The organism is Sphingomonas sp. 35-24ZXX, from assembly GCF_000786215.1.
GTDB lineage: Bacteria > Pseudomonadota > Alphaproteobacteria > Sphingomonadales > Sphingomonadaceae > Blastomonas.
In genome coordinates this window covers 307,522-327,771 of record NZ_JROG01000001.1, presented here as the reverse complement: position 1 = coordinate 327,771, position 20,250 = coordinate 307,522, and the positions used below count along the sequence as shown (strand labels likewise).

Here is a 20,250-nt window from a genome sequence, read left to right as displayed (position 1 = left end):
CTCATGAGCTTCAACACCTTTGGTCGCGTCTTTCGCTTCACCACCTGGGGAGAAAGCCATGGTCCGGCGCTGGGCGTGGTTGTTGATGGCTGTCCACCGGGGCTGACGCTGAGCGAGGCGGACATCCAGCCGTTCCTTGATGCCCGTCGCCCCGGCACGTCGCGCTTCACCACCCAGCGCCAGGAGCCCGATGCGGTGCGCATTCTGTCGGGCGTGTTCGAGGGCCGCACCACCGGCACGCCGATCAGCCTGATGATCGAGAATGTCGACCAGCGCTCCAAGGATTACAGCGAGGTCGCCAAGGCCTATCGCCCCGGCCATGCCGATTATGCCTATGACGCCAAATACGGCTTTCGCGATTATCGCGGCGGGGGCCGTTCCAGCGCGCGCGAAACCGCTGCGCGGGTGGCGGCCGGCGGTGTGGCGCGGCTGGTGATCCCCGAAGTCACGCTGACCGCCTATGTCTGCGAGCTCGGCGGCGATTCGATCGACCCTGCCCGCTTCGATGCTGCAGAAATCGGCCGTAACCCGTTCTTCTGCCCCGATCCTGAGGCAGCCAAGCGCTGGGAAGCCAGGGTCGATGCCGCGCGCAAGGCCGGCAGTTCGCTGGGCGCGGTGGTCGAATGCGTCGCGACAGGCGTCCCGGCAGGCTGGGGCGCACCGCTCTACGCCAAGCTGGACAGCGAACTGGCCGCTGCGGCGATGTCGATCAACGCGGTCAAGGGCGTCGAGATCGGCGACGGCTTTTCCGCCGCACGGCTGAGCGGCGAGCGCAATGCCGACCCGATGCGCCCGGGTGCCGAAGGCGCGCCCGAATTCCTGGCCAACCATGCCGGCGGTATCGCCGGGGGCATTTCGACGGGCCAGCCGGTCGTCATTCGCGTCGCGTTCAAGCCGACCAGTTCGATTCTCACCCCGGTCGAGACCATCACCCGCGACGGCGAGGCGAGCGAGATCGTCACCAAGGGCCGTCACGACCCGTGCGTCGGCATTCGCGGCACGCCGGTGGTCGAGGCGATGGTGGCCCTGGTCCTGGCCGACCAGAAGCTGCTGCACCGCGCCCAGTGCGGTTGAGCGCTGGTTCGCACCACGTCTGATCGCCGGTTCCCGTAGCGGCAGTTGACGTAAACGTAACAATTCGCCGCGAAGCGATTGCCTCTGTCGTGCAACTGTGTCTAGCATGGTGGCAACAGCAGCCGCCTGCCCATGACGGGTGAAGATGCGGCGCGACAGGAGAGTGAATGACCGTGACGCCCAACCGGGCAGGCCATGCCGGTGCGCCGCCTGCCGAGGCCGCATCCGCGCCGTCCGCCGCCACGACCGCCGGCCCTGGCTCGCCCGGTGCCACCACACCGCGCGTGATGCTGTGGACGTTGATGATCATCTATATCTTCAATTTTCTCGACCGGCAGATCGTGTCGATCCTCGCCGAGCCGATCAAGCGCGACTTCCAGCTGAGCGATACCCAGCTCGGATTGATGACCGGGCTGGCATTCGCGCTGTTCTACACATTGCTGGGCATCCCGATCGCGCGCTATGCCGACCGCAGCACCACCAACCGGGTGTCGCTGATCGCCTGGTCGGTGGCGATCTGGTCGGCGATGACGATGGCGTGCGGCGCGGCGCGCACCTTTCCCCAGCTGCTGCTGGCGCGCGTCGGGGTCGGTGTCGGAGAAGCCGGCTGCACGCCTGCGGCGCACTCGCTGATCACAGACAGCGTGCCTGCCGACAAGCGGTCTTCCGCCATCGCCTTTTACGGGCTGGGGATCCCCATTGGATCGCTGCTGGGCATGGTCATCGGCGGCGGGCTCGCCGATGCCTATGGCTGGCGGACCGCCTTCTATTTCGTCGGCATGCCGGGCCTGCTGCTGGCCCTGCTGGTGCCGTTCCTGATGAAGGAACCGCGCCGCGCGGGCATGCTGGCCGGTGAGCGCATGCCCACCGCCCGGCCGCAGGTTCCTGTCAAGGAAGCCCTGCGCGAGCTGGCCACATCGCGCTGCTTCGTGTTCCTGTGCATCGCCGGCGGGCTGATTGCCTTCCTGTCCTATGGCAAGGGCGTGTGGGTGGCGGTGCTGTTCATCCGCAACTTCGGCCTGTCCCCGGGCGAAACCGGCCTGTACCTCGGCGTCACTCTGGGCGTTGCCAGCATGATCGGCACCTGGGGCGGCGGCAAGCTGGCCGACCATTTCGGCAAGCGCGATCGCAAGCATCTGCTGACCGGCCCTGCCATTGCGATTGCTCTTGCCGCGCCGATCCTGTTCCTTGCCTATCGAGCGACCGACTGGCGCGTTGCGCTGGCGCTGCTGGTGCTGCCGACCGCGATGAACATCATGTATTACGGCCCGATGTATGCGTGCGTGCAGGGGCTGGTGCGACCGGAACTGCGCGCGGTTGCGGCATCGGTGATGCTGTTTTCGCAGAACCTGATCGGCCTGGGCCTTGGGCCCCTGCTGTTCGGCATGATGTCGGATGCCTTCCAGCCGATGGCCGGAGAAGACAGTGTTCGCTGGGTCCTGTACGGCGCGGCCTGGCTGGGCCTCATCCCTGCTTTTCTGTTCTGGCGCGCGAGTTTGCGGCTGACACGGGAACTGAAGAGCGGGTAAGGCATATCAGCTGATTGCACGTTAACGGGGGGCCAGCAGCCTATGGACGAGATCCGGCTGTTCATCGAAACCTGGCAGGCCCCGATCGGGCTTGTCATCCTGGGGCTGATGTTTGTCGGCTTCATCATGGAACGCTTTCCCGCAGCGGTGATCGCGATCCTGGGGGCCTGCTCGTTCCTGTTTCTGGGCATCATCGATTCCAAGCAGCTGTTTTCGGTCTTCTCGAGCAGCGCGCCGATCACCATCGGGGCGATGTTCATCCTGTCCGGCGCCCTGCTGCGCACCGGGACCATCGATGCCATTGCCGGCGCGATCATCAGCCGGGCTGCCCGCCACCCTCGGCTGGCCGTGGGCGAAATGTTCTTGGGCGTCTATGTCGCCTCTGCCTTCATGAACAACACGCCGGTGGTGGTGGTGATGATCCCGATCATCCTGCGACTGGCCCAGGCCACCGGCTATTCGGCCAAGAAGCTGCTGATTCCCTTAAGCTTCGTGTGCATTCTGGGCGGGACAACCACCCTGATCGGCACGTCGACCAATTTGATCGTCGATTCGGTGGCGCGTTCGAACGGTCTGCCGGCCTTCGGTATCTTCTCGATCACGCCCTACGGCCTGATCGCAGGGGTTGCGGGCATGATCATGCTTGCGGCGTTCAGTAGCTGGCTGCTGCCCAAGGACGATGCCGACATGGCGAGCGGCACGGCGAACGACGAGCTCTTCCTCACCGAGCTGACCATCCGCAACGCCTCCAGCCTGCGCGGCAAGACGCTGGGCGAGACACCGATCGCCAAGCGCTCCAAGATTCAGGTGACGGCCCTGAAGCGCGATGGCCGCTATATCCGTCACAACCTGACACGCGAGATCCTGCTGCCCGACGATGTCGTGGTGATCCGCACCGATCTTCCCGAGCTGATGTCGCTGCGCAAGAGCGCGGACTTCAAGGTCGGCATCGTGCGCAAGGGCGATGTCGGGGCCATGGGCGACGTGGTGGTCGAGGCCATGGTCGCCCCCAGCCACCCCAGCATCGGCAACCGGCTGTACGACATCCCGTTCCTGTCGCTGCTCAATGTCCGGATCCTGGGTCTCAGTCGTTATCGCAACCTGCCGCGGTCCGACCTGCCCAACGCCAAGATCCACGCCGCCGACAAGCTGGTCGTCACCGGATCCAAGGCGGATATCGCACGGATGTACGAGAACCCGAACCTGTTCGGCATCACCAGCACCAATGCTCGCGCGTTCCGCCGCGACAAGGCGCCGCTGGCGATCGGTGCGCTGGCAGCGGTCGTCATTCTGTCCGCGCTCAACGTGCTGGCGATCGAGGTGGCCGCGATCCTGGCGGTCGGCTTCATCCTGATCGCCCGCTGCATCGATGCCGAGGAAGCCTGGGGATCGATCGACGGCAACGTGCTGGTCTTGATCTTCGGCATGCTGGCAGTGGGGCTGGCCCTCGAGGAGGCGGGCAGCGTAAACATGGTGGTCGATGCGCTGGCGCCCTTCCTGACCGAAGCGCCCATCTGGGCAGTGGTTTTCGCGGTCTACATCGTCTCGGTGTTGCTGACAGAGATCATTACCAACAATGCCGTGGCGATCATCGTCACACCGATCGTGATCAAGCTGGGCAATGATCTGGGGATCGATCCGCGTCCGCTGGTGATCGCAGTAATGTTCGCGGCATCGGCGAGCTTTGCCACGCCCATCGGATACCAGACCAACACCCTGGTCTACGCTGCTGGCAACTACCGCTTCACCGATTTCTTCAAGGCCGGCATTCCGCTGACGATCGGGGTCGGCCTTGCCACCTGCTTTGCGATCATCGCGCTGGGCTGAACACCGGCAAACTTGGCCCTCGCGGAAACCGTCTCCTAGCCCCGCGCGTAATCAACGCGTCAGGGGATGCATCTTGGGTTTCTGGTTTCGAATTCCGCTGTGGCAACGCGTCATCGCCGCCCTTGTTCTGGGGGTGATTACCGGGCTCGTCTGGGGCGAAGGAGCAGTTGCGATCAAATGGATCGGCGACCTGTTCATCCGGGCGATCAAGATGCTGGTCGTCCCGCTGATCTTCTTCTCGCTGGTGGCGGGTGTCGCGTCGATCGGCGATGTGCGCAAACTGGGGTCGGTCGGCGGGCGGGCGATGCTCCTGTTCCTGGTGACCGGGCAGCTCTCGGCCATCCTGGGCCTGACCATGGGAACACTGATCCAGCCCGGTTTGGGCGTGGACGCCAGTCTCGCCGGTACCGCCGATACGCCCGCCCCGCAGACCCGTACCGCCAGCGAAATGATCCTCAAGATGGTGCCCGAGAATGTCGTCGAGGCCATGGCAACCACCGACGTCCTCGCGCTGATCGTGTTCTCTCTGTTGCTGGGAATCGGCATATTGATGGCCGAAAAGGACGGCGAACCCGTTGCCCGCATATTCGATTCCGGCGCGGTCATCATGCAGAAGGCCACGATCCTGGTGATGGAGCTGACCCCGTTCGGCGTGTTTGCGCTGATGGCATGGGTTGCCGGAACCTTCGGGTTCGAAGGGCTGGTGCCGCTCGCCAAGCTGGTGGCGCTCAACTATATCGGCTGTGCCATCATCATCCTGGTCATCTATTCGGCCATGATCCGCTTTCTCACCCGGCTGCCGGTGATCGATTTCTTTCGCGGGATGGTCGATGCCATCGCGGTCAGCTATTCGACCGCCTCATCCAACGCGACGCTGCCGGTCACCTTGCGCTGCACCCAGCGTAACCTGGGCGTCTCGTCCAGCGTGTCGAGCTTTGTCGTCTCGCTGGGCGCGACGGTCAACATGAACGGCACCGCGATGTATCTGGGCCTGGCGACCTTGTTCGGCGCGCAGATCTTCGGCGTCGACCTGAGCTGGGGCGACTATGCGATGATCATGGTGACATCGACTCTGGGCGCGGTGGGCGCAGCGGGGATTCCCGGCGCCGGGCTGATCATGATGGCACTGGTGTTCGGATCGGTCGGGGTGCCGCTCGAGACGATCGCTCTGGTGGCCGGCGTCGACCGTATCATGGACATGATCCGCACCACGACCAACATTACCGGGGATGCGGCTGTGGCCGTCTGCGTTGCTGCCGGGACCGGAGATCTCGACCGCGCCGAGATGATATCCGACGACGACGTGTGAAAACCCGGCCTCAGCCGGCCTTGGGCGTCTTGATCAGCTTGACCGGGGTGAATTGCCCCAGCCCGCAGCTGGCGCCGCGATTGAACCCGCCACCGACATTCTGGAGCACGGTGATGATATCCACGTTGCACAGCTGGGTCAGCGATGTGGAATAGGTGAATGTGCGATCGAAGCCGAGGCCGCCGCACTGCTGTGGCAGCTCGTTCCGATAGACCTTGCCCCCCGCCATGATGAAATCGATGGTCCGGTTGTCGCGGACCTGGCTGTTACGGATCTGCGAGAGGTTGATGCAGCTGATGGGTTCTCCCACCACTTCGGCGGCGGGTACCCGCGACTTTCTGGGTGCAGTCGGTTCGCCCTGCGCCAGGGCCATCGCCTGCAGCGCGAACAGCGCAGCGCCCGTGACAATCAAGCCGGTGGCGATCAGGCGACGATTGGCAGGCATGGCGATTCCTTTCGGGTCGTGGGGCGCGGGCGATTGTGCCCTTCGCACCCTTGCAACGCGATGAACGACCGCCGGAGAGTATCAGCCCGCGATCATCTCCGCCAGCACCGCCAGACAATCATGCGCCAGCAGCTTCGACCGCTCCGGGCTCCACCCTTGGTCTGGGCATGGCAGATCGTCATTGTCCTTGAACGGCATTTCCAGCGTCATCGCCACACAGCCATGCGAGGGACCAAAGCGTTCGGCGAGCTGGTTGGTCGACATCGACAGGTTGGCCCGGCCCGCAGCAGCGCGCGGATAGCCCTGCGCGGTCTGGAAGTCGGGCGTCCGCGCAGCCAGCAGGTCGCGATACCGCTCGTAGCGCGCGCCCTGATCCTCGGTCCAGGACGGGATGCCGTCGAACCCGGCGATGAACACGTGCGGGATCGCCTCGTCTCCATGCACGTCCATCGCCCAGTGGACGCCGGTCGCGTCCATCGCATCGCGCACGCACACAACCTCGGGGCTGCGCTCGGCGCTGGGTTCATGCCATTCGCGGTTGAGGTTCACCCCCACCGCGTTGGTACGCAGATGGCCGCGCGCAGAACCATCCGGGTTCATATTGGGCACAATATGCAGGGTCGCCTTCTTGCGAAGCAGCCGCGCATGCGGGTCGGCGGGATCGGTCAGCTTTTCCAGCGCCCCTTCCATCCACCATTCGGCCATGCTTTCGCCGGGGTGCTGGCGTGCATAGAGCCAGACCTGGATCGGCCCTTCGCCCATCTCCAGGCAGTCGATGGGCTGACCCTCGATACTCTGGCCGAGCTCGCGGTGCCGAACGCCTGCGCGGCTGGCAATCTCAGCCACCAGGTCGTGATGCCGTTCCATCGAATAAGGCGCAAAATAGGCGAACCAGGCAACGCCGCCGGTCATCTGGTAATGGATGGTCAGGCGACCTTGCGCCGCGTCATAAGAGGTATCGGTGCGGCCCCAGAAATCGCGATCCTCGCTGACACAGGCGCGATAGCCCGGCCAGCCGCCCGGATAGGCCGAATCCTTGAGACCGGTGATCACCAGCTCCAGCTCATCGCCCGGCTGCGCGGCGACGCGGAAGTGGAACCACTGGAAGAAATCCGAATCCTTGTCCTTTCGAATCGCAAGCTCGGCGCGCCAGGAGCGGGGAGACGTCGGGGCGACCGACTGGACGGTGATGTTGCCTGAATCGAAAGCGCACGAAATGCTGGGAGCATGGGTCTGGGTCATGGCACGCTGATAGTCGCTCCAGACTCGCCGGGAAAGCGGGTAAACAGGCCTTGGGCGAGTTTTGCCGCATTCAGCTGGGTCTCGGCCATGGGCGAGCCCGCCTTGGCCTCGACACTGGCGCGTCCCTCCCACAGCACGGTACCGTCGCTCGCACGAATGTTCGCGAACATTTGCGTCGCAATCCGGTCCTTGGGGCGACCGCCCAGATTGATGCCGATACCGACCCCGACACCCGATCCAAAGCCGCCCGTGCCTCCGCCGACGCCGACGGACACCGGGCTGCGATCATCGGCCACCGGAGACAGGACCGATCGCTCGATCCGCACGGTCGCGGTCTGCACGCCGGTCGCGTCTCGCGCGCCGACCGGCAGCACCTGATAGCCGATGCGTTCCAGCTCGCGCTCCACGGCGGTCGCATAGCTGCGATATTCCAGCGCGGCGCTATCCATGCCCTCGCCGGCAATCACGCGAATCGGGCCGCGCCCCAGCTCGGCGGCTCTGTCTGGCGACACGAAGCGGACCGCTTCCACCGGCCCTGCAGGAGAAACGCAGCCCCCTGCGAGCAGCGCGAGCGCCAGCACGCCCCCGGTTGCCGCCTGCCCCAATGTGCGTGAAAAGCCCATGATGTTCGCGCCCTTTCTGCCCGCAATCCTGTACGAGCCTTCCCTGCCTGCCTAGCGCACATGGCGATGAACCGGCAATGAAGCGCAGAAAAATCACGCGCGGAAACCTCGGGCATGCTTGACTTTGGATGGTCGCCCACGTATCCGCGCCGCTTTCCGGCATGGTTGATCCGGCCCGGCAAACGCGAAGACTCAGCGGTTGCCGTCCGACTCCATGACCCTGCATCGTTTTCAATCAAGGGCCCGAACGTCATGAAGATTCGCAATTCGCTGAAGTCGCTCAAGGATCGCCATCGCGACAACCGCGTGATCCGTCGTCGCGGCCGCACCTATGTGATCAACAAGACCAACCGTCGCTTCAAGGCTCGCCAGGGCTGAACCGCGCTGCTGCGTCCTGACGGCCGCGCAGAATACAGGTTGGATAGAGCATCAAAGGCTCCGGAGGGCTCCGGGGCCTTTTGCTTGCGCGTTTGATGGGGACAGACAATGTCGCAACCGGTAGATGCCATCATATTCGATGTCGGCAATGTGCTCTATCAATGGGACATCCGGCACCTCTACGCCCGACTGATCGACGATCCGGCCGAACTCGATCATTTCGTCACGCACATTGTCACGCCGGAATGGCATTTCCAGCATGATGCCGGGCGTCCGCTGGCCGAGATGGTCGAGGAACTCACCGCGCAATATCCCCATCACGCGGAATTGATCGCGCAATATGTCCCGCGCTGGCTGGAAACGATCCCGGGGCCGGTTCCCGGGATGATCGACATGGCCGAAAGGCTGGCGTTGCTGGGCTACCCACTGTTCGGCATCACCAATTTTGGCGTCGAGTTCTGGGACATGTTCCGCCCCACCGCACCGATCTTCGATCTGTTTCGCGACATCGTCGTCTCGGGCGCGGAGAAGCTGGTGAAGCCAGACCCCGCCATCTACCGGCTCGCCATCGCCCGCTTCGGCATCGATCCGGCGCGCACGCTGTTCATCGATGACCGCGAGGACAATATTGCCAGTGCCATCGCTTGCGGGCTGCAGGGGCATGTGTTCCGGGATACCGCGACGCTCGAGGCTGACCTTCTGGCGCGGGGCGTGATCGAGAATGTGACTACATGATGGTCACCGACTATGCTATGGCAGCGCCATGCAGATGTCGATCCGCGAAGCCAAAGCTCGTTTCTCTGAAGCCATCGCTGCAGCCATGCGCGGCGAACGCGTGGTGATTACCCGCCACGGCCGCGCTATGGTCGAGCTGATCGCCGCGACAGGCAAGCAGTCGCTGAATTTTGCCGCTGCCGACGCCTATCTGGCCGACATCGGTTGGGATTCAAGCACCATGAAACTGCCGCAGCATTTCGACGATCCCGCGTTCAGCCGTAACGTGCTGGGCCTTGACGATTGAGGCTGCTGCTCGACACGCACATTGCCTATTGGCTCGCGGTCGAGCGGCCTGCACTGTCCGGCAAAGAACTTGCGACTCTGACGGAAGCGGATAACGAAATCCTGGTGTCGGCTGTCGCGATCTGGGAACTGCGGCTCAAATGGAACAGCTTTCATGTGTCCGGTACGCGCAAGGGACCGGGTGACCCGACACCGGTTCTCGGTGCGCTGAAGCGGATGGGGCTGGATATCCTGCCGCTGGACGCCGAAACCGCAGCTACCCCCCTCATCGTCCCGCTCGCCCACAAGGACCCGTTCGATGAACTGCTGCTCGTCCAGGCGCAGCGGACCGGTGCGCGGCTGTTGACGCGCGACCGGGCCCTGCTGGAACACCCCCTGGCCTATCAGTCGTTATAACCCTTCAGTTCCTCGCCGGTCAGCGTGACGATATGAAGCACGTTGGTCGAACCGGGCGTGCCGAACGGAACGCCTGCCAGCGCGATGATCCGGCCGCCGGCTTCGCCAAAGCCATGACGCAAAGCCATGCGCTTGCCCTTGCCGATCATCTCCTCGAAGCTGCCGATATCGCGCGTCACGACCGGATAGGCCCCCCAAAGCAGGCCCACGCGCCGCGCCGTCTCGCGCGACGGGGTCAGCACCATCACCGGCACGGCGGGCCGCTCGCGCGATACGCGCCGCGCGGTCGAGCCCGACAGGGTAAAGCAAACGATCGCGCTGACGCGCACGGTGTTGGCGATCTCGCTGCACGCGGCAGACAGCGCATCGGCGGTGGTCGCATCAGGCAGCGTCTCGATGAAATGGACGCGCGCGCTATAGCCCGGATCGCTTTCGACCTGCGTCGCGATGCGGTCCATCATGCCGACCGCGAGTTCGGGCCAGTCGCCTGCCGCGGTCTCAGCCGAAAGCATCACCGCATCGGCGCCGTCATAGACCGCATTGGCGACATCGGAGACCTCGGCGCGGGTCGGCGACGGGCTGGTGATCATCGATTCGAGCATCTGCGTGGCGACGACCACCGGCTTGCCCGAACGGCGCGCGGTCTCGACGATACGCTTCTGCATCACCGGCACCTCTTCGGGCGCCATTTCCACGCCCAGATCGCCGCGCGCGACCATCACCGCATCCGACATTTCGATGATCGCCTCGAGCGAGGCGAGCGCGGCGGGCTTTTCGATCTTGGCGATCAGCGCGGCACGCCCGCCGATCAGGCTGCGCGCTTCGGCAACGTCATCGGGCCGCTGGACGAAGCTCAAGGCGATCCAGTCCGCACCCATGTCGAGCGCAAACGCCAGGTCGCGCCGGTCCTTTTCGGTCAGCGCCGCCATCGGCACCAGGCTGTCGGGGACGTTCACCCCCTTGCGGTCGGAAATGAACCCGCCCACCTCGACCGAGCACAGGATTTCGGTCTCACCGGGGCGCAGCACGCGCAGCACCATCTTGCCGTCGTCGATCAGCAGCCGCTGGCCCTTGTCGAGCGCGGCGAAAATCTCCTTGTGCGGCAGGTAGGCGCGCTGATCATCACCGGGTTCCGGGTTCGAATCGAGCGTGAAATGCTGGCCGTGCTTCAGGAAAGCCTTGCCGTCCTTGAACGTGCCGACCCGCAGTTTGGGGCCCTGAAGGTCGCACAGGATCGTGATCGGCCGCTGCAGCCGCGTCTCGATCTGGCGGATCGTGTTGATCGTCGTCGCATGCGTGGCGTGGTCGCCATGGCTCATGTTGACACGGAATGCATCGGCCCCGGCGCGGAACAGCTTCTCGATCATGTCCGGGCTGCTGCTCGCCGGGCCCAAGGTTGCCAGAATCTTGACCTTGCGGCTGCGCTTGGCGATAGTCTTGCTCACATCTTTCCCCTGGACTGGTATCGCCGTAGACGCTTGCAAATCGTAACGGCATGGTCGCGCGTTGCTTAGGCCAGACCGTCTCCAATCGCAAAACCGTTGTGGAAAAATTTATATGACTGATGCCATCCCTTCCCCGCCCACCGAGATCGACATCCCCGATGATGTTGCTGCCGCCGCCTTCCGCCGCCTGGTCGGCCATCTGCGCCACCGGCATGATGCCGAAAACATCGATCTGATGGGTCTTGCCGGCTTCTGCCGCAATTGCCTGGCCGACTGGGTGCAGGAGGCTGGCGGCGCGCCCGACCGCGACAGCGCCCGCGCACTGATCTACGGCATGGACTTTGCGACCTGGAAATCCCGCTACCAGGGCGAAGCCAGCGAAGAACAGATCGCCCGCATGAAGGAAAGCGTGGCGAAGAACGCCGACCACCCTTAAGGGGGCGATCCACCATTTGCGCGTCGGGAGATTCGCCCGGTGCCCCATCCGAAATGAAAGACAGATCATGAGCGAACCCATCATGTCGGCCGACGACCAGCTGCGCCTTTTCATCGAACGCATCGAGCGCCTGGAAGAAGAGCGCAAGGGCGTCGCTGACGACATTCGCGACACCTATAACGAAGCCAAGTCGCAGGGCTATGACGCCAAGATCATGCGCCAGATCGTCCGCCTGCGCAAAATGGAGCCGCACGATCGGCAGGAAATGGAAGCGATCCTCGACACCTACAAGGCCGCTCTGGGCCTGGGTTGATCTGAAAGAATGGCGGCGATCCATATCCGCGACGGGCAGCCCCGTGACGGAGAGGCCCTCGCCGCCATCTACGCGCCTTTTGTCGAGCAGAGCTGGGTCAGCTTCGAAACCGAAGCCCCCAGCGCCGACGAAATGGCGCGCCGCATCGCAAATTACGGCGCATCGCACGCATGGCTGGTGGCGGAAAGCGATGGCCAGATCGCAGGCTATGCCTATGCCAGCCCGCACCGGGTTCGCGCCGCTTACGCTACCTCTGCCGATATCGCGATCTACATCGCCCCGCACGCGCAGGGCCAGGGCGTGGGCCGCGCGCTCTATACCGCGCTGTTCGATCGGTTGAAGGCCAGATCCATCCACGCCGTCTTCGCTGGCATCGCCCTGCCCAACACAGCCAGCATCGCGCTGCACGAGGCGATGGGCATGGTTCCTGTCGGCATCTATCGCGAGGTGGGCTGGAAGCTGGGTGGCTGGCGCGATGTCGGCTGGTGGCAGCGGTTGCTATAGGCCGCCCCGCTGGTGTAAAGGCGCGCACCAGCATTCGCATCCACTCAATCAGACAGGCAGAACTCCGCCATGGCAGGCCATAGCAAATTCAAGAATATCATGCATCGCAAGGGCGCGCAGGACAAGAAGCGCTCGGCGATGTTCTCCAAGCTCAGCCGCGAAATCACCGTTGCGGCCAAGATGGGGATGCCTGATCCCGACATGAACCCGCGCCTTCGCCTGGCCGTCAATGCCGCCAAGGCGCAGTCGATGCCCAAGGACAATATCCAGCGCGCCATCGACAAGGCATCGGCCGCTGGCGGCGAGGATTACGAAGAAATCCGCTATGAAGGCTATGGCCCCGGCGGCATCGCGCTGATCGTCGAAGCGCTGACCGACAACCGCAACCGCACCGCGACCAACGTTCGTACCGCGTTCAGCAAGAACGGCGGCAACCTGGGCGCATCAGGCGCGGTGAGCCACGGTTTCGACCGCATGGGGCTGATCAGCTATCCGGCCAGCGTCGGTGACGAGGAAAAGGTACTCGAAGCCGCGATGGAAGCAGGCGCCGAGGACATCGAATCCACCGAAGACGGCCACGACATCTGGACCAGCATGGAAGACCTGCACGCGGTCTCCGGCGCGCTGGAAAAGACGCTGGGCGAAGCCGAGAGCGTCAAGCTCGCCTGGCGCCCGCAGGTCAAGGTCGATGTCGCAGAAGGCGACGCGCAGACGCTGTTCAAGCTGATCGACGCGCTCGACGATGACGACGACGTCCAGACCGTCTGGGGCAATTACGAGGTCTCCGACGAGGTGATGGAGAAGCTGGGGTAACCCAGCTCGCCCCGCGCGAATGACGATCATCCTTGGCATTGACCCTGGCCTGGGGACCACGGGCTGGGGCGTGGTCCGCTCGGTGGGGAACCGGTTGAGCCATATTGCCAACGGCCAGATCAAGACCAACGCCAAGGCTGGTTTGCCCTCGCGGCTGCTGGAACTCGATACCGCGCTGGCGGCGATCATCACCGATTATCAGCCGGACAGCGCGGCGATCGAGGAAATCTACGTCAACAAGAACCCGCAATCGACGCTGAAGCTGGTGCAGGCGCGCGGCGCCTTGTTGCTCGGGCTGGCGCGGGCGGGCCTGAGCGTGGGCGAATATGCCCCGCGCCTTATCAAGAAGGCGATTGTCGGCACAGGCGCGGCTGAGAAGGTGCAGATCGACGCGATGGTGCAGCGGCTGCTGCCCGGCGTGCAGATTGCAGGGCCCGATGCGGCCGATGCCCTGGCAGTGGCGATCACGCATGCGCATCTGGCGGGGCAACCGTACTGAAGGCTCGCGTTCCCCTTGCCGTCACCCTGAACTTGTTTCAGGGTCCATCTCTCCCCCACGCGGCTTCGGCTGCCGAGGCACGATGGATGCTGAAACGAGTTCAGCATGACGAAAAATGGAAAGCAGCTTCGCTGAAATGATCGCCAAACTCACCGGAACGCTCGACAGCATGGGGCATGATCACGCGGTGATCGATGTCGGCGGCGTAGGCTATCTGGTGTTCGCCTCGTCACGTACACTCTCCGGCCTGGCGGCGCGCGGCGACAAGGTCGTGCTGCACACCGAGATGCAGGTGAGCGAGACCGACATGCGGCTGATCGGCTTTGCCTCTGCCAGCGAGCGCGACGGCTTTCGCCTTCTCACCGGCGTGCAGGGCGTGGGATCGAAGGTGGCGCTAGCCATCCTCTCCGCCCTCACCCCCGAAGAGCTGGCCCGCGCGGTGGCGCAGGGCGACAAGGCGATGATCGCGCGCTCGCAAGGCGTGGGGCCGAAGCTGGCGCTGCGCATCGTCAACGAGCTCAAGGACAAGATGGGCGCGATCGCCCTAGGCCCGGCGGGCATCGGCATCCCCGCGCTGGTCGGCAACCACGCCGCCGACGCGGTCTCCGCGCTGCAGAACCTGGGCTTCAAACCCGCCGACGCGGCCCGCGCCGTGGCTGGCGCGGAAGAAGAACTGGGCGACGGCGCGAGCCTCGACGCACTGGTGCGGCTGGCGCTGAAGAAGGCGGCGCGGTGACGGTTAGCAAATCCTGGCTGGTCGCATTTTTCATCGGGTTGATGGCACCGATTGCCCATCCCGCTATCGCCTGCACGTATACAGGAACCTACCGTTCGGTTGTGGTAAACAAGGCTCCTGAATATGTCCCCGACGGCGCCGTCGTACTGAAGGTTCGGGTGGATAAGGCTCTGCACTCGGCTGCGAAGCAGGAAATACAAGGCCTCCAAGCAACGACCTTGGAAGCCGTGCGCGGTATACCCGTCGGCAGCACAATCGAGATCAAATTGAGGCTTACCTCAATGTGCGACACCTGGGTCGAGATGTGGTCAGACGATCACAACTCAAGAGATGGCGTTCTAACGGGATTCATCACCGGCAATGCCAGTCGGCAGCCGAACAGGACTTTTGCTTTCTCGCCCTTGCTTTTCCAGCGAGCCGAAGACAGAGATTGGAGCAAAGGCCCGGACTCGTTGTCCCGTGGCTTGGTCGCGCGCGGCACGCCAAGGCCCTTGGATCCTATCGCCAAATGGGTTCCGTTCAAGATTGATGCCGAAGCCTTTTCGCGCAATCTGGATGAGACGAATGCTGAGATCAGACGAAATCTGGATGAGATGGAGAAACAGAGGTAGACGTTACCCTCTGTCATTCCGCCACAGCATTAAGCCATCCATAGCGGCGCGGTGAAGCGCCGTCGCTGGACTTGATCCCGCGTTCGACTATAATTTCGTCCATGACGGACATGACCATATCGGTGTCGCCTGCCCTGAAGCAATGGATTGACGAGCGCGTCGCGCTGGGCGAGTACGCCGATGCAGCCGACTATGTGCTCGACCTGCTGCGGCGGGATCAGGAACAGGCAGCAGAAGAGAGCGCCTGGTTGAAGGCACAGATAGACGTGGGACTTAAATCCAGGGTGCTGGACAGCGAGCCGGAGGACGTTCTCGACGCAATCATGGCCGAAGACCCCGATCTGCGTGGTTAGGCTGCGTATTGCTGAGGCTGCGCAGCACGATCTGCGCGACATCAGGATTTACAGCAAGGCGGCATTCGGCGCTGCCACCACCCGCCAATATCTGATCGGTTTGCGGGCGACCTTTACCCTGCTGAGGGAAAGGCCGTTAATCGGTACATCAGAGGAACATCTGGGTTTCGCAATGCGCAGTTTCGGGTACAAGTCGCATCGCATCTATCTTCGCAGCGCGGATGACGAAGTTCTGATCGTTCGCATTCTGCACCATGCCAGAGACGTACCCACCTCGATGACGCCAGAACAATGACCACAGACCGCCTGCTCACCCCCGACCGCATCCCCGAGGACCAGGATGCGGCGCTGCGCCCCAAGACGCTGGCCGAGTTCATTGGCCAGGCGGCGGCGCGCGATAATCTGCGCGTGTTCATCGAGGCGGCGCGTGGGCGCTCCGAGGCACTCGACCATGTGCTGCTGTTCGGCCCTCCCGGCCTCGGCAAGACCACTCTGGCGCAGATCATCGCGCGCGAGATGGGCGTGGGCTTTCGCGCGACATCCGGCCCGGTGATCGCCAAGTCGGGCGATCTGGCGGCACTGCTGACCAATCTCGAGGAAGGCGACGTGCTGTTCATCGACGAGATTCACCGGCTTAATCCGGTGGTCGAGGAGGTGCTCTACCCTGCGATGGAGGACCGCGCGCTCGATCTAATCATCGGCGAGGGGCCATCGGCACGCAGCGTGCGGATCGACCTGCCCGCGTTCACGCTGATCGGCGCGACGACCCGTCAGGGGCTGCTGACGACGCCGTTGCGCGATCGCTTCGGCATTCCGGTGCGGCTCAATTTCTATACCGTCGGCGAACTCGAAGCCGTCGTGACGCGCGCCGCACGGCTGCTGGGCTTGGCCATCGCCCCCGATGGTGCGACCGAAATCGCTCGGCGTGCGCGCGGTACGCCGCGCGTCGCCGGGCGGCTGCTGCGCCGGGTGCGCGATTTTGCCAATGTGGCGGGACAGCCCACTGTCGATGCGATTGCAGCGGACGCCGCGCTGACCCGGCTGGAGGTCGACCGGCTGGGGCTGGATGCGATGGACCGGCGGTATCTGATGATGATCGCGGATATCTATCGCGGCGGTCCTGTCGGCGTCGAAACGCTGGCGGCAGGTCTGTCCGAGCCACGCGATACCATCGAGGATGTGATCGAGCCGTATCTGATCCAGCTGGGCCTCATCGCCCGCACTGCGCGTGGCCGCTGCCTCAATGCGCGCGGCTGGAAGCATCTCGGCCTCAACCCACCCGAGGGCGCACAGGAAGGCCTGTTCGACCTGTAACGGCTATTCTGCCGCCACCGGTGCGCGCACGCGTCCACCACGCTGTGCAGGTTTGCGGCGGGACCAGAAGGTCCATACGGTCAGCGATCCCAGCAGGCTGAGCGCCAGGCCGACAATCGTCAGCAGCAGCCGATAGGGCAGCCCGCCCACCTTGGCCGCGTGCAGCGGATAGGCCATGTTGAACCATTGCGCTGCGCCCGGCAGCTTGAGCGCATCGCGCGCTTCGACCAGCCGCCCGCTATCGGGTGCGAACCACAAGGTCGTGCGGCCGTTGGGCAGCCATTCGGCCGGCTGCTTCATCCGCATGGTGATCGGCCCGCCCTCGTCGCGCGGCAGCGCGATGATGCGGATTTCAGCATCGGGAAAACGCTGCCGCGCGGTGCCGATGATCCGCACCCAATCGGGCTGTGCGGCGAGCGGCGCAGGCGCGATATCGGGCGCCTTGAACGATGCCTCGATCGTCGCGGGCGCGGACGACCCCAGCACCAGGGCGGTAATCGGACGAAAGACCATCGCCGTCCCGGTGAAGATGACCAGCAGCAGCAACGGCGCGACGATGATGCCCAGATCGCGGTGATGCCACAGGATGGCGGGGCGCGTGAGGCGCGCCGGGATCAGACGGAGCCGGAATGTCGATCGCGTCCGCCACCACAGGATGATACCGCTGATCACGAAGAACAGCCCGCACAGCCCGGCGATGATGGTGACGATCTCCCCGGTCTCGCCCGCCAGCAGATGGTGATGCAGATCGAACAGGAACAGTTCGGGCCGCTGCCACGGGCTGTCCCAGCGCATCACGATCTCGCCCGCCTGCGTGGCATAGGCCCCCGCGTCGTGGGGATAGGACAGCCGGTGCAGACCGAAGCTTTCGCTCGCCATCACGATGCCGTTGGGCCGTGCTTCGGGATCGCGCATGATCCGCCCGACCGCAGCGATGACCGCGCCGGTCTCCTGTACCTGCGCGTCATCGGCATGCGGCACACCGATCCACGCATCGCGGTGCAGCAGCACGGTTCCGCTCAGCCCCAGCACCAGCAGCACCAGGCCGATGAGCCCGCCTGTCCAGCGGTGCAGCCAGTCGAGCGTCTTCATCAGAAGCGCATGTCCCAGGCGAGCGTCATCGTGCGGCCCCGCCCCGCGAAGAACGCAAGGTTGTCGGTCGGCAGCCGCACGTCGCTGTTATAGTCGATGTACTGGCGGTTGAAGATGTTCTGCGCGCTCAGGATGACCCGCCCGGGCCCGACCTCATAGCCCAGATACGCGTCGGTGAGCGTGTAGCCACCAAAGTCGTTGCGCGGATCGCGGACAAGCCCTTCGAACGTCCGCGAGAAATAGACCTGGGTCTGCACGCGCGCGGACACCCTGCCCCGATCGAAGCTGGCGGCAAGGTTGAGGCGATCAGGCGAGATGTTGGTGCCATCAAGATCGGTATCGACCCTGTCGTCGGCATTGGTATCGGTGCGGCCGGTAATGTGCGCATAGCCGGCGGAGAGCCGTAGACCGTCGATCGGCATCTGAACGCCAAGGTTCAGCTCCAGCCCTTCGATCTCGACGCGCTGACGCTGGACATCGAAAATGCCGTCAGGCCGCGCCACCAGGATCTGCCCGCGCGTGCTCGACGACCAGAAATAGGTCACTGTAGCGTCCAGCGGCCCGCGCTTTACCTCGGCCCCGATCTCGCGGTTATTCGAAATGATCGGACTGATGTCGAGGAAATTGTCGAGATCGACCCCGGGCGTGCTGATGGCGCGCGTGATCCGGCCGACATCGGGGACGGTGAAACCTTCGGCATAGCTGGCATAGAAGCGGATGCCCTGTGCTGGCTCGAAAATCACGCCGCCGTTGAGCAGCACATCATCGAACTTGGGGCTGCCGCCATTGACCAGCACCCCGCCCCGCGGCGTCGTTGTGGTAGCAATTGTGGTATAGTCGTCGATCTTGATTTCGACATTCTCCCAGCGCGCACCACCCGCGACGCGAAAAAGCCCATCGAACAGCTTGAGGTTGGCCTGCGCGAACGGCGCGAGGCTGCGGAAATCAGTGGGCGGCACCCAGACGCGATCCGTGGCGATCAACCGCTGTTCGGTGCGGTCATACAATGCATCAAAGCCGATGATGGCGGTCAGATCTTCAAACCCGGGAACCGCGCGCTCGTAGCTGACCTTGCCGCCGAGCTTGCGCGACCGGTTCTGCGACTGATCGAACAGCGTTCCGACCGGCGCGATCCGCGCATCCTGAAAGGTGGCAATCGGCGCAATTTCGCCGCCGAACGTATCTCGGGTCCGGTTGAAGAAGACCTGGCTGACAAAATTGCCACCGCCCAGATCGGTATCGGTCAGCGACAGCGCCAGGCTCTCGGTGCGGTTGGCCGCAGGATCGCCCGGAGGGTTGCCGCGAACGGCGCCGGTGGGCAGACCGGTGAGGCGATTGCCGGCCACCGCAACAAACTCGCCGTCGCCCTTGAGCTCGTAGCGGCTGGCCATCAGGTCTATCCGGGCTGTGGACGATAGTGCGTAGCCAAAGCGACCGAACAGCGACAGCGCATCGGATGTCTGGGTTTCGCCCTGAGTGAGATTCAAGCCGATGCGGCGTCCGCGCGCATCATAGAACACGCCGCGCCGCTCGTACGACGCGCCCACCGTCGCATCGAACCTGTCCGCCTTGTATTGCACCAGCCCGGCAGCCTTGGCTCCGAAGCCATCCGAATGGAGATCGCCGTCTGCGGTACCCTGCAGCAGAACGCGGCCCGAAACGCCTTCCTGGGTCGGAGCGCCGACGGTGACCTGGTTGACGATGCCGCCCGTACCACCGATGCCCTGCAGCGCGTTGGAGCCGTAGATCAGTTCGACACGATCCACAAAGAACCCGTCGATGGTGAAGCCATCGCGGCTGCCATCGCGCAGCGGTGTCGACTGCGGGATGCCGTTGATCGCATAAAGCGGTGAACGACCCCGCAACGTCTCCCCTGCCCCCGACAGCTTGCCGCGCGTCGGCGAAAAGGACGGCGTGAGCGTGGCGACGGCATCGGTCACTGAACCGGACAGGATGATCTGCTGGTCCAGCGCCTCCTTGTCGATGATATCGATTGTCAAAGGCAGAGCGGTTGGCGGCAGAATGGTGCGCGCGGCGGTGACGACGATATCATCATCGTCAACCTGATCCTCGGCTATGTCTGCTGTATTTGGTGCGGAGGTCTGAGCCCAGGCCACTGGCGTAGCGGTTGTCGCCAGCAGGCCGATCAAAACATGCGAAATCTTCATGACTCACCCCTTTTGCTGGGTGAGCCTCTAACAACGCGTCCACGCTATTGCAACCCATTTGCATTAGCTTCGCGATCTCTTTCGAAGCTATATCCATCCCTGAGATGGACAAAAAAAAGGGCG

Annotated in this window: 24 protein-coding genes; 18 read left to right on the top strand and 6 right to left on the bottom strand. The window is 63.9% G+C overall.

From position 1 onward, the window contains the following. The first annotated feature begins 3 nt into the window (after window positions 1-3). From aroC to LI72_RS01445, 4 genes are all read left to right on the top strand, one after another. A complete protein-coding gene (gene aroC / locus LI72_RS01460) occupies window positions 4-1,074 on the top strand; it encodes a chorismate synthase (protein ID WP_033924082.1) in 1,071 nt (356 codons plus the stop codon). Window positions 1,075-1,241: 167 nt separating this feature from the next. Then, window positions 1,242-2,603: a spinster family MFS transporter gene (locus tag LI72_RS01455; protein ID WP_081984510.1), complete on the top strand. Its 1,362-nt coding sequence runs from the start codon at window positions 1,242-1,244 to the stop codon at window positions 2,601-2,603. 42 nt (window positions 2,604-2,645) lie between these two features. After that, on the top strand, window positions 2,646-4,430 hold the full coding sequence (locus LI72_RS01450; RefSeq protein ID WP_033924081.1) for an SLC13 family permease: 1,785 nt from the start codon (window positions 2,646-2,648) through the stop codon (window positions 4,428-4,430). 70 nt (window positions 4,431-4,500) lie between these two features. After that, window positions 4,501-5,739: a dicarboxylate/amino acid:cation symporter gene (locus LI72_RS01445; protein ID WP_033924318.1), complete on the top strand. Its 1,239-nt coding sequence runs from the start codon at window positions 4,501-4,503 to the stop codon at window positions 5,737-5,739. Window positions 5,740-5,749: 10 nt separating this feature from the next. Here the strand turns inward: LI72_RS01445 and LI72_RS01440 are convergent, their stop codons facing one another. From LI72_RS01440 to LI72_RS01430, 3 genes are all read right to left on the bottom strand, one after another. After that, complete coding sequence (locus LI72_RS01440; protein ID WP_081984509.1) at window positions 5,750-6,184, bottom strand: hypothetical protein; 435 nt, start codon at window positions 6,182-6,184, stop codon at window positions 5,750-5,752. An 81-nt stretch (window positions 6,185-6,265) separates the two neighbouring features. After that, window positions 6,266-7,426: a M14 family metallopeptidase gene (locus LI72_RS01435; protein ID WP_033924080.1), complete on the bottom strand. Its 1,161-nt coding sequence runs from the start codon at window positions 7,424-7,426 to the stop codon at window positions 6,266-6,268. After that, window positions 7,423-8,049 carry a hypothetical protein gene (locus tag LI72_RS01430; protein WP_081984508.1) on the bottom strand — a complete coding sequence of 209 codons (627 nt, stop codon included), beginning with the start codon at window positions 8,047-8,049 and terminating at the stop codon, window positions 7,423-7,425. The genes LI72_RS01435 and LI72_RS01430 overlap by 4 nt, the downstream gene beginning before the upstream one ends. A gap of 252 nt (window positions 8,050-8,301) precedes the next feature. Here LI72_RS01430 and ykgO point away from each other — a divergent pair, with 252 nt between their 5' ends. The 4 genes from ykgO to LI72_RS01410 all read left to right on the top strand — a co-directional run bounded on the left by ykgO (window position 8,302) and on the right by LI72_RS01410 (window position 9,843). Beyond that, entirely contained in the window at window positions 8,302-8,427 is a 126-nt protein-coding gene (gene ykgO / locus LI72_RS01425) for a type B 50S ribosomal protein L36 (RefSeq protein WP_003046794.1), read from the top strand. A gap of 108 nt (window positions 8,428-8,535) precedes the next feature. After that, window positions 8,536-9,162: an HAD family hydrolase gene (locus tag LI72_RS01420; RefSeq protein ID WP_033924079.1), complete on the top strand. Its 627-nt coding sequence runs from the start codon at window positions 8,536-8,538 to the stop codon at window positions 9,160-9,162. Window positions 9,163-9,190: 28 nt separating this feature from the next. Continuing rightward, window positions 9,191-9,448 carry a type II toxin-antitoxin system Phd/YefM family antitoxin gene (locus tag LI72_RS01415; RefSeq protein WP_033924078.1) on the top strand — a complete coding sequence of 86 codons (258 nt, stop codon included), beginning with the start codon at window positions 9,191-9,193 and terminating at the stop codon, window positions 9,446-9,448. Then, entirely contained in the window at window positions 9,445-9,843 is a 399-nt protein-coding gene (locus LI72_RS01410; protein ID WP_033924077.1) for a type II toxin-antitoxin system VapC family toxin, read from the top strand. The genes LI72_RS01415 and LI72_RS01410 overlap by 4 nt, the downstream gene beginning before the upstream one ends. On the opposite strand, the gene pyk is transcribed toward LI72_RS01410, so the two are convergent. Then, complete coding sequence (pyk, locus tag LI72_RS01405) at window positions 9,831-11,288, bottom strand: pyruvate kinase (RefSeq protein WP_231562325.1); 1,458 nt, start codon at window positions 11,286-11,288, stop codon at window positions 9,831-9,833. The genes LI72_RS01410 and pyk overlap by 13 nt on opposite strands. Window positions 11,289-11,400: 112 nt before the next feature. On the opposite strand from pyk, the gene LI72_RS01400 reads away from it, so the two are divergent. The 10 genes from LI72_RS01400 to ruvB all read left to right on the top strand — a co-directional run bounded on the left by LI72_RS01400 (window position 11,401) and on the right by ruvB (window position 16,867). Further along, window positions 11,401-11,724, top strand: a complete 324-nt coding sequence (locus tag LI72_RS01400; RefSeq protein WP_033924076.1) for a DUF1244 domain-containing protein — start codon at window positions 11,401-11,403, stop codon at window positions 11,722-11,724. Between the two features lie 67 nt (window positions 11,725-11,791). Continuing rightward, complete coding sequence (locus tag LI72_RS01395) at window positions 11,792-12,037, top strand: DUF2312 domain-containing protein (RefSeq protein ID WP_017670405.1); 246 nt, start codon at window positions 11,792-11,794, stop codon at window positions 12,035-12,037. 9 nt (window positions 12,038-12,046) lie between these two features. Next, window positions 12,047-12,541: an arsinothricin resistance N-acetyltransferase ArsN1 family B gene (locus LI72_RS01390; protein ID WP_033924075.1), complete on the top strand. Its 495-nt coding sequence runs from the start codon at window positions 12,047-12,049 to the stop codon at window positions 12,539-12,541. 69 nt (window positions 12,542-12,610) lie between these two features. Then, window positions 12,611-13,354: a YebC/PmpR family DNA-binding transcriptional regulator gene (locus tag LI72_RS01385; RefSeq protein ID WP_033924074.1), complete on the top strand. Its 744-nt coding sequence runs from the start codon at window positions 12,611-12,613 to the stop codon at window positions 13,352-13,354. Window positions 13,355-13,373: 19 nt separating this feature from the next. Continuing rightward, window positions 13,374-13,853, top strand: a complete 480-nt coding sequence (ruvC, locus tag LI72_RS01380; RefSeq protein WP_033924073.1) for a crossover junction endodeoxyribonuclease RuvC — start codon at window positions 13,374-13,376, stop codon at window positions 13,851-13,853. 136 nt (window positions 13,854-13,989) lie between these two features. Beyond that, complete coding sequence (gene ruvA, locus LI72_RS01375; protein ID WP_033924314.1) at window positions 13,990-14,589, top strand: Holliday junction branch migration protein RuvA; 600 nt, start codon at window positions 13,990-13,992, stop codon at window positions 14,587-14,589. Then, window positions 14,586-15,200 (top strand): hypothetical protein, encoded by a 615-nt coding sequence (locus LI72_RS01370; protein ID WP_033924072.1) that lies wholly within the window; start codon window positions 14,586-14,588, stop codon window positions 15,198-15,200. Before ruvA ends, LI72_RS01370 begins: the two co-directional genes overlap by 4 nt. A 101-nt stretch (window positions 15,201-15,301) precedes the next feature. Next, window positions 15,302-15,553: a ribbon-helix-helix domain-containing protein gene (locus LI72_RS01365; protein ID WP_033924071.1), complete on the top strand. Its 252-nt coding sequence runs from the start codon at window positions 15,302-15,304 to the stop codon at window positions 15,551-15,553. After that, complete coding sequence (locus tag LI72_RS01360) at window positions 15,546-15,848, top strand: type II toxin-antitoxin system RelE/ParE family toxin (RefSeq protein WP_052129383.1); 303 nt, start codon at window positions 15,546-15,548, stop codon at window positions 15,846-15,848. The genes LI72_RS01365 and LI72_RS01360 overlap by 8 nt, the downstream gene beginning before the upstream one ends. Beyond that, entirely contained in the window at window positions 15,845-16,867 is a 1,023-nt protein-coding gene (ruvB, locus tag LI72_RS01355) for a Holliday junction branch migration DNA helicase RuvB (RefSeq protein WP_033924069.1), read from the top strand. Before LI72_RS01360 ends, ruvB begins: the two co-directional genes overlap by 4 nt. A 3-nt stretch (window positions 16,868-16,870) precedes the next feature. Here ruvB and LI72_RS01350 read toward each other — a convergent pair whose 3' ends face one another. Further along, window positions 16,871-17,959: a PepSY-associated TM helix domain-containing protein gene (locus LI72_RS01350; protein WP_033924068.1), complete on the bottom strand. Its 1,089-nt coding sequence runs from the start codon at window positions 17,957-17,959 to the stop codon at window positions 16,871-16,873. Next, window positions 17,959-20,127, bottom strand: coding sequence for a TonB-dependent receptor (locus tag LI72_RS01345; protein WP_033924067.1), 2,169 nt, complete (start codon window positions 20,125-20,127; stop codon window positions 17,959-17,961). Before LI72_RS01345 ends, LI72_RS01350 begins: the two co-directional genes overlap by 1 nt. Window positions 20,128-20,250 lie beyond the last annotated feature (123 nt).